5 protein-coding genes are annotated in these 7,877 nt (G+C 65.4%); 1 reads left to right on the forward strand and 4 read right to left on the reverse strand.

Annotation, left to right across the window (positions count from 1 at the left end; all coding sequences use genetic code 11):
• Positions 1-27: 27 nt before the first annotated feature.
• From pth to DF200_RS01185, 3 genes are all read right to left on the reverse strand, one after another.
• Positions 28-627 carry an aminoacyl-tRNA hydrolase gene (gene pth / locus DF200_RS01175; protein WP_109136453.1) on the reverse strand — a complete coding sequence of 200 codons (600 nt, stop codon included), beginning with the start codon at positions 625-627 and terminating at the stop codon, positions 28-30.
• 3 nt (positions 628-630) lie between these two features.
• Entirely contained in the window at positions 631-1,179 is a 549-nt protein-coding gene (locus DF200_RS01180) for a GNAT family N-acetyltransferase (protein WP_241520071.1), read from the reverse strand.
• 134 nt (positions 1,180-1,313) lie between these two features.
• Complete coding sequence (locus DF200_RS01185; RefSeq protein ID WP_109136454.1) at positions 1,314-4,517, reverse strand: UPF0182 family membrane protein; 3,204 nt, start codon at positions 4,515-4,517, stop codon at positions 1,314-1,316.
• A 297-nt stretch (positions 4,518-4,814) separates the two neighbouring features.
• Here DF200_RS01185 and DF200_RS01190 point away from each other — a divergent pair, with 297 nt between their 5' ends.
• On the forward strand, positions 4,815-6,872 hold the full coding sequence (locus DF200_RS01190) for an ATP-binding cassette domain-containing protein (RefSeq protein ID WP_158275738.1): 2,058 nt from the start codon (positions 4,815-4,817) through the stop codon (positions 6,870-6,872).
• 31 nt (positions 6,873-6,903) lie between these two features.
• On the opposite strand, the gene DF200_RS01195 is transcribed toward DF200_RS01190, so the two are convergent.
• Positions 6,904-7,665 (reverse strand): L,D-transpeptidase, encoded by a 762-nt coding sequence (locus DF200_RS01195; RefSeq protein WP_146191973.1) that lies wholly within the window; start codon positions 7,663-7,665, stop codon positions 6,904-6,906.
• Between the last annotated feature and the right edge of the window lie 212 nt (positions 7,666-7,877).

Genomic DNA, 7,877 nt, shown 5'->3' on the forward strand with positions numbered 1-7,877 from the left:
ACCCGCGCCGGCATGCGAGATTCCCGCTCATCGGCCATTGAACCGCTCCTGGGCCTTGCTCAGGCCGTCGACGATGATGGTCTCGGCCGCGTCGGCGCCGTCCGCGAGGAATTCGTCGAGCTGTTTGCGCTGCTGCGGGGAGAATCCTCCGAGAACCCAGTTGATGGTGTTGTCGTGCGCGTTGGGTCCCCTTCTGGCGTGTCCGACCCCGAGGCGCACGCGCGCATACTTGTTGGTGCCTAGGGACCGGTCGATGGATTTGATGCCGTTGTGGCCGCCGGCGGAGCCTCCCGCCTTCACCTTGATGCGGCCGAAGTCGAGGTCCATGTCGTCGTGGATGACGACGACGCGTTCGGCGGGGATGTCGTAGTATGCGCTGATGGACGCGACGGCGTTGCCCGACTCGTTCATGTAGGTCAGCGGCTTGGCCAGGAAGAACTTGACGCGCTGCCCGCCAAGAGACATGACGCCCTTGCCGAGCTTCGCCAGCCCCTTGTGGTCGGACAGGCCGACCGACCAGCGTTCGGCGAGCACGTCGGCGCACATGAATCCCATGTTGTGCCGGGTACCTTCGTATTTCGCGCCGGGATTGCCCAATCCCACGATAAGCCAGAAATCAGATGCCATCGGTCAGTTCCCCAATTCCTTGTACCAGTAGGCCACGTCGAGCAGCCTGTCTCCGTTGCAGCACGCCTTCGGCAGATAGCCGTATCGCTCGAATCCGAATCGGTGCATGAGCGCGGTCGACCCCGCGTTGTCGGCGAACACCACGCATACGGCGATGCGGAATCCGATGCGGGTGGCCGCCTCGATGAGCCATTCGACCAGCATGCTGCCGAGGCCCTGACGTGCGAACGCCTTGTCCACGTAGTAGCTGAATTCCGTGATGTCGGAGTACCCTGCGCGCGCATGATACCGTGACAGCGACGCGAATCCGGCCACCTTTCCGTCCACTTCGACGACGACCACGGGATACTGGTCCCGCGGGTTGTGCGAATACACCCATTCGCGCCGTTGGTCGAGGTTTCGCGGCGTGAGGTCCGCCGTGCTTCCTCCGACGACGACGGCCATGTTGTAGATGCGGGTGATGTCGTCCAGATCTTCGTCCCCGGCGTCCCGAATCACGATGGTCCGCCCGTTGGAATACGTCGTGGAATAGGTTTCTTTCAATAACTGCACGGCAATAGTGTATACCGCGGCACGACGCCATACGGACGCGGCCCCGTTCCGTCCCGGTATGCGTGAGGGGGAGGAATCCGCGAATGATCCGGATCCTCCCCCTCGTTGGCATCGGCCGTTCCGTGCGGAAGGCGCTACTGCTGGTCGGCGCTGAGCGACATGGCCTTGTTCAGCGCGTCCTGCAGCTGCTTCTGCGCTTTGCCGTAGGCGCTCCAGTCCCCGTTCTTCATGGCGGAGTCGGAGTCCTTCATGGCCTGGGACGCGTCCTGCAGCGCCTGCTTCATCTCGGGCGTCATCGTGGCGCCGCCGGTCTTCTTCCCGCTCGTGGAGGATGTGTCTTCCGTTTTCTTGGAGACGTCCCCGGAGGTCTGCCGGCTTTGGCCGGTCTTGTCGGCATCCCCGGCGGAGGCGCCGGAGTCGCCGCCGAACACCTGGTCAAGGGCCTCGTCGAGCGTGTCGGCGAACCCGACCTGGTCGCCGAACGCCACCAGCACCTTCTTGAGGAGCGGATAGCTGGTGGCACCGCTGGACTTGATGTAGACCGGCTGTACGTAGACGAGGCCTCCGCCGATGGGAAGCGTCAGCAGATTGCCACGCTCCACGTTCGTGCTGCCGGATTCGAGCAGGTTGAGCTCCTTGGACACGTCGGCGTTGGAGTTGAAGTTGTTCTGGGCCTGGCCCGGACCGGGAACGTTGGTGTCCTTCGGCAGCTCCAGCAGCCTCAGGGTGCCGTAGTTCGGCCCCACCACGCCCTTTCTGTTGCCCGCATCGGAGTCGACGGAGAGGAATCCCGTGAGGATCTCCCTGGTCTGTCCGCCGGCCGGGATGTACGTGGAGGTCAGCGAGAACGTCGGCTCCTTGGTCCCCGGCGTCTGCATGGTCAGATAGTAGGGAGGCTGCTTGATGTCCTCCTTCTGCTCCTGCTGGGACTCGGTCGGGTCGGTCGGCGTCTGCCAGAAATCCTCTCCGGAGAAGAACTGGCTGGCGCTGGAGACGTGGTACCTGCTCAGCAGGGAGCGCTGCACCTTGAACAGGCTCTCCGGATAGCGCATGTGGCTCATGAGGTCGCCGGAGATCTCGGATATGGGCTTGTACTGGTTCGGGAAGATGCCCTGCCACGCCTTGAGCACCGGGTCGTCGGCGTCCCACGCGTACAGGTCGACCGAGCCGTCGTAGGCGTCGACCGTGGCCTTCACCGAGTTGCGGATGTAGTTGGCCTGCTGGCTTCCCAGCCCCTTGACGGTCTGGGAGCTGACGGTCAGCGAGTCGGTCGTGGCCGAGCCGAGATCGGTCTTCTGGGAGTAGGGGTAGGCGTCGGAGGTGGTGTATCCGTCGACGATCCACTTGACCCTCCCGTCGACGACGGCGGGGTACACGCGCCCGTCGAGCGTCAGATAGGGGGCGACCTTCGCCACGCGCGTCTGCGGGTCGCGGTCGTAGAGGATCTGCGAATCCGAGGTCACGCGGTCGGAGAAGAGAATCTGGTCGGAACCGAAGCGGATGGCGTAGAGGATGCGGGCGAACAGGTTGCCGACGGCGGGGCCTCCGTTCCCCTGGAACGTGGTCGTGGCTCCCTGCGAGCCCGTCGGGTAGTCGAACTCCCATGCGCCCGTGCCCTTGGGCGCGCCGACGATCGAGTAGTCGGGCGAGTTCGGGGAGAAGTAGATGCGCGGCTCGTAGTGCTGTGACTCGGTGAGCTTGCCCTGCGTGGGGATGCCCTGTTCGAAGAACTGCGGCTGCCCGTCGGAGGTGACCTTGTTGCCGTAGGCGGCGACGACGCCGTAGCCGTGCGTGTACACGGTGTGGTCGTTGACCCAGTTCCGGTTGTCGTTGCCGGCGAGGTTGATGTCGCGCACGCCGATGACCGTGTCCTGGCTGGTGCCGTCTATCTCGTACTTGTCGACGGCGAGTGTGTCCGCGAAGGTGTAGTACTGCTTGGACTGCTGCAGCTGGCGGAACGTCGGGGCCACGACCTGCGGGTCGAGCAGTCGGATCTGCGCCGTGGTCTCGGCGTCGGATTCGAGCGCGCCGGACTTGCCTGCGGTAGTGGCGTCGTAGTTCTGCGTCTTGACCTTGTCGAGCCCGTAGGCGGCGGTCGTGGCGTCGATGTTGCGCTGGATGTACGTGGACTCCAGCTCCTGCGCGTTCGGGTTGACCTTGAACCGCTGCAGCAGCGTCGGATACACCACGGTGAGCACCAGGGAGGCCACCAAGGCGACGGCGACGGCGACGACCAGGACTCGCCATGCCCTCAGCGCCTCTCCGGCGGACACCGCCGGGGTGTCGTTGCTCAGGGTCCTGGTGGTCATCATCCACACCCCGAGCACGATGCCGAGCACGGCCACCACGACCGCCATGGCGAAGGTGACGGGGATGGTGGCATGGACGGAGGAGTATGCGGCGCCGGTGATGCGGTCGCCTTCCTGGGTCAGCGTGGCGAACACGCCCACGGCGATGCGCACCGCCCAGATGAGGAAGAAGAGGATGAGCCAGACCGCCACCTGGCGGCGGGCGCGTTTGGTGATGTCGAATATGGAGCGTCCGCCGGTCGGCATGGTGAATCGGATGCCTCCCATGAGCAGATGGGCGACGACGGAGAACACCAGCCCCATGAGCAGCATGGTGAACACCGCGGACAGCACCAGACGCAGCCCCGGGAGCACGAACACATAGAAGCCGTTGTCCAGACCGAACTGGGCGTCCTTCGTGCCGAAGGGCTGGTTGTGGAACAGCAGCAGTATCTCCGACCAGTTGGCGTTGAACTGGAACCCGAACACCAGTCCGACGACGAGCGCGACGCCGAACGCGACGCGGCGCGCGAGCTTGGAGCTGACGCCGGCATCCATCTCCATGACGCCGTTGCGGAAGCGAATCTTGGTGCCGTCCTCGAAGTCGGGCCTCGCCCGGATGGCCAGGATGGCGGCAAGGTAGGCGACGAGCGCCACCACTAGCGCGTATGCGAGCCACAGCCCGATGCGCACCGCGTAGGTCGTCCAGATCACGCTGGCGAAACCGAGCTGCGTGTACCACATGACCTCGGTGATGAACCGCGAGAGAGCGAACACCAGACCGACGACGATGACCAGCGTGAGCACCACGCCGATGAAGATCTTGTTGCCGCGGCCCGCCCCCGGCGCGGGCGAGGGCTTCGCCGCGCGAGGTATACGGGGAGATCCGGGCGGGGCGCCATGGCCGGACGCCTTGTCTCGGCGCCCGGCGTCACCGTCGGCGGTGACGTCGAGGATGACGGGCTCGTCATCGGCGTTCCTGCCGTTCCGGCCGCGGCCGCCACGGGGGTCGAAGGGGTCGGGAATACCAAACATATCAAATAGGGACATGGCTCCAGCCTACCGTACGACCGCCCTCCGGGGCGGAATACGCCGTGGGAGAGCGGGGCGACGACACACGGAAGTCACATGCCGGCCGATAATGAATTATGTGGAAGAGCTGAAGACACCGCAAGGAACCAGAGCGTCATGATCAAATCCCCCGACAAACCAGACATCCCTTTGCCGCGGCCTCCTCGCACGAAGGGAGGCGATGGCCACGCAGGCACCCTCGACATACCGGAGAGGCCATCCGGGGTCCCCTCGCTGCCGCCCCGCATACCCGGCGCCCCCGACAAGCCCTCCGCCGTGAGTGGAGCGGCCGCGTCCGCCACCGGCGGGGCGCCGGCCACTGGAAACGCCGGAGTGGGCACGACCATGCTGCGCCGCCGAAGCGGCGTCGTGGCCGACCGTGCATCCGTGGCCATGCCGCACACCGTCAAGGGCCTGTTCGACCCGCGCAGCAACGTCGGGGGACTCATAGGACGCGACCCGGCGTGCGCCATCGTGCTCAGCGACATGCTCGTGTCACGCCGCCACTGCAAGGTGGAGGCCACGAAGGACGGCATCGAGCTGACGGATCTGCGCAGCGCCAACGGCACCTACGTCAACGGCCGGCGCGTCGGCAAGGTCTGGCTGCAGGAAGGCGACATCGTCACCCTGGGCAACACCGACCTCATCGTCCGGGGATCGGTGCTGCAGTCGCGCAAATCGTTCATGAGCACGAAATGCGTCTCCTGCGAGGGCATCGGGCTGACCGTCGGCAGGGGAGCCAACGCGAAGCGCCTGCTCGAAGGCATCGACGCGAACTTCGACGTCGGCTCGCTCACGGCAGTCATCGGCCCCTCGGGCGCCGGCAAATCCACGTTCGTGAAGATCCTCGCCGGATTGGAATCCCCAACCGAGGGCCATGTCGTCTTCGACGGCCATGACGTGCAACGCGACATCGCCCTGCTGCGCACGCGAATCGGATTCGTGCCGCAGGACGACGTGGTGCACGACAAGCTGAAGGTCGACGACGCCCTCGGATACGCCGCCAGGCTGCGGCTCCCCGGGTCCTCGCCCGAGGAACGGGCCAAGGTGATCGACAAGGTGCTTGACGAGCTTGAACTCACCCGCCATCGCGGCACCCGCATCGACAGGCTCTCCGGAGGCCAGCGCAAACGCGTGTCGACGGCCATCGAGCTGCTCACCGAGCCGGAGCTGCTGGTGCTCGACGAGCCCACATCGGGGCTGGACCCGGCCCTGGATCTGCGTGTGATGACCATGCTGCGCAAGCTGGCCGACGCGGGTCGCGTGGTCGTGGTCGTCACCCACTCCCTGTCGTACATCCGCGACGTATGCGACAACGTGCTCATGCTCGCCCCCGGCGGACGCCCCGCATTCTACGGCTCGGTCGAGCAGATGGACGAGACGTTCAAGGGCCGTCAATGGGCGGACATCTTCAACGACGTCGCCGAGCACCCCACGCACACGTTCGGAACGGCGCCGGTCGTTCCCGGAGCGAAGATGGATGCGCATACCGGCGAGAAGCCCCCGAAGCCACGCAGGTTCAGCCAGACGGCCACGCTGGTGGTCCGCCAGCTTCATCTCGTGGCGGCCGATCCGGGGCTGCTCGTGTTCCTGCTGCTGCTCCCGCTCATCCTCGGCGCGCTCTCTCTGGTGGTGCCCGGGGACCATGGACTCGGCCTCGCCGACGTGAAGGACTCCCCCACCGAACCCAGCCAGCTGCTCGTGCTGATGATTCTCGGCGCATGCTTCATGGGCGCCGCGTTGTCCGTGCGCGACATCGTCTCCGAACGCCCGATCTATTATCGCGAACGCGCCGTCGGACTGTCCCCGACGTCGTATACGGCATCGAAGCTCATCGTGCTGTGCATGGAGACGCTGCTGCAGTCCGTGCTGCTGGTGACCGTGGTCGCGTTCGGCAAGGACATGCCGAAATACGGGGCGATATGGAAGAGCCACAGCGTCATCGAATTGATGCTGGTGGTGTGGGCCACCGCGTGGGTGTGCTCCATGCTCGGCGCCGTGGGCAGCTCGCTGGTCAGATCGAACGAGCAGACGATGCCCCTGCTGGTGATCGTGGTCATGACCCAGCTGGTGTTCTCGGGCGGCATGATTCCGGTGACGGATCGGGCCGGCCTCGAACAGGCGTCCTATCTGTTCCCCGCACGGTGGGGGTTCGCCGCCGCCGCGTCGACGGTCGACCTGAAATGGGCGGTGCTCACCGCCGAGGACGATCCCCTGTGGACGCATTCCGCCCACCAGTGGTGCGTCGACATGGCGGTGCTCGGCGTCATGCTGGTGGCGCTCACCGTGGCGTTGCGCATCCGCATGGGCATGCGGCAGTCGCAACGCGGCTAGGCGCATCGACAGGCACCGTCGGGACCGGGCATCATCGAATCGAAACCGGGGTGCCTTCCGGCAACTGCCTGTACAGCCATTGCGCGTCGGAGACGCTGAGCCTCACGCATCCATGCGATGCGGGACGTCCGAGTTTCTCCGCCTCCGACGCGATGTACCGGCCGCTGCGGTCGGTGGGCACGGTATGGAACAGGTATTCGCCGTAGTTCGCCCATGAGACCCAGTACTTGGCGCCCATGTTCTCGTGCTCGTTGAAGAAGTCATCGCCGCGGTTCTGTATCCTGTAGTCGCCTCTTGGCGTCGAACCATCCATCCCGGTGGAGCAGACCATCGTATAGACGACGCGACGCCCGCTCATCACGTAGACTCGCTGGTGGTCGAGGGAGACCACAAGATGCAGGTCCTTCACCTTGGCCAGATCGATATGCAGCCCGCCCGTGGGCGATCGCCAGTCCAGCGCCGACGTGGTCCTCGGGGACTTTCCGGGGGCAGGCACGGCCTCGGCGCGCTTCGTGGATGCCGCAGGCGTCTCCCGGACGTCCGCGGCGGCGACCGCCGGGGAGGCGCCGTCCGGATCGCCCATCAGCGGGGCTGGTCCCTGGGGTATGAGCACGCACAGGGACACCACGGTGACCGACAGGCAGGCGACGATGAGAATCCTCGTCGTCCTGTCGAACAGGCGGAGGAACGAAAGCACCAGTCCCGGGACGCTGCCCAACGACCGGAACCGGGCCTCTCCCCTCGTCTCCCCGGCATGGCTGGCACGAAAACGATCGAATCCCGGCATCATCATCTCATCACCTCATGCATCCCCTGAGCGCGGTACGCGCGAATCCAAACCATGGGCCAGACACGGGGTCTCGCATGACCCTCATCCATGATCCTCTGGTTCCAAGGGTAACACCGAATAACATGGCGTCCCCGCCAGCGACGTGACTCATGTTTTTTGAGCGCGTAATGGTTAGTGGTGCCTCATCGGAAATGAGCGCGAACGGTACCGGTCCT

This window comes from Bifidobacterium catulorum (assembly GCF_003129925.1).
Taxonomy (GTDB): Bacteria; Actinomycetota; Actinomycetes; order Actinomycetales; family Bifidobacteriaceae; genus Galliscardovia; species Galliscardovia catulorum.

What these genes read in the sequence shown, in the direction of transcription:
- pth (WP_109136453.1), bottom strand. Translation starts at nt 627, where the DNA reads ATGGCATCTGATTTCTGGCTTATCGTGGGATTGGGCAATCCCGGCGCG.
- DF200_RS01185 (WP_109136454.1), bottom strand. Translation starts at nt 4,517, where the DNA reads ATGTCCCTATTTGATATGTTTGGTATTCCCGACCCCTTCGACCCCCGT.
- DF200_RS01195 (WP_146191973.1), bottom strand. Translation starts at nt 7,665, where the DNA reads ATGATGATGCCGGGATTCGATCGTTTTCGTGCCAGCCATGCCGGGGAG.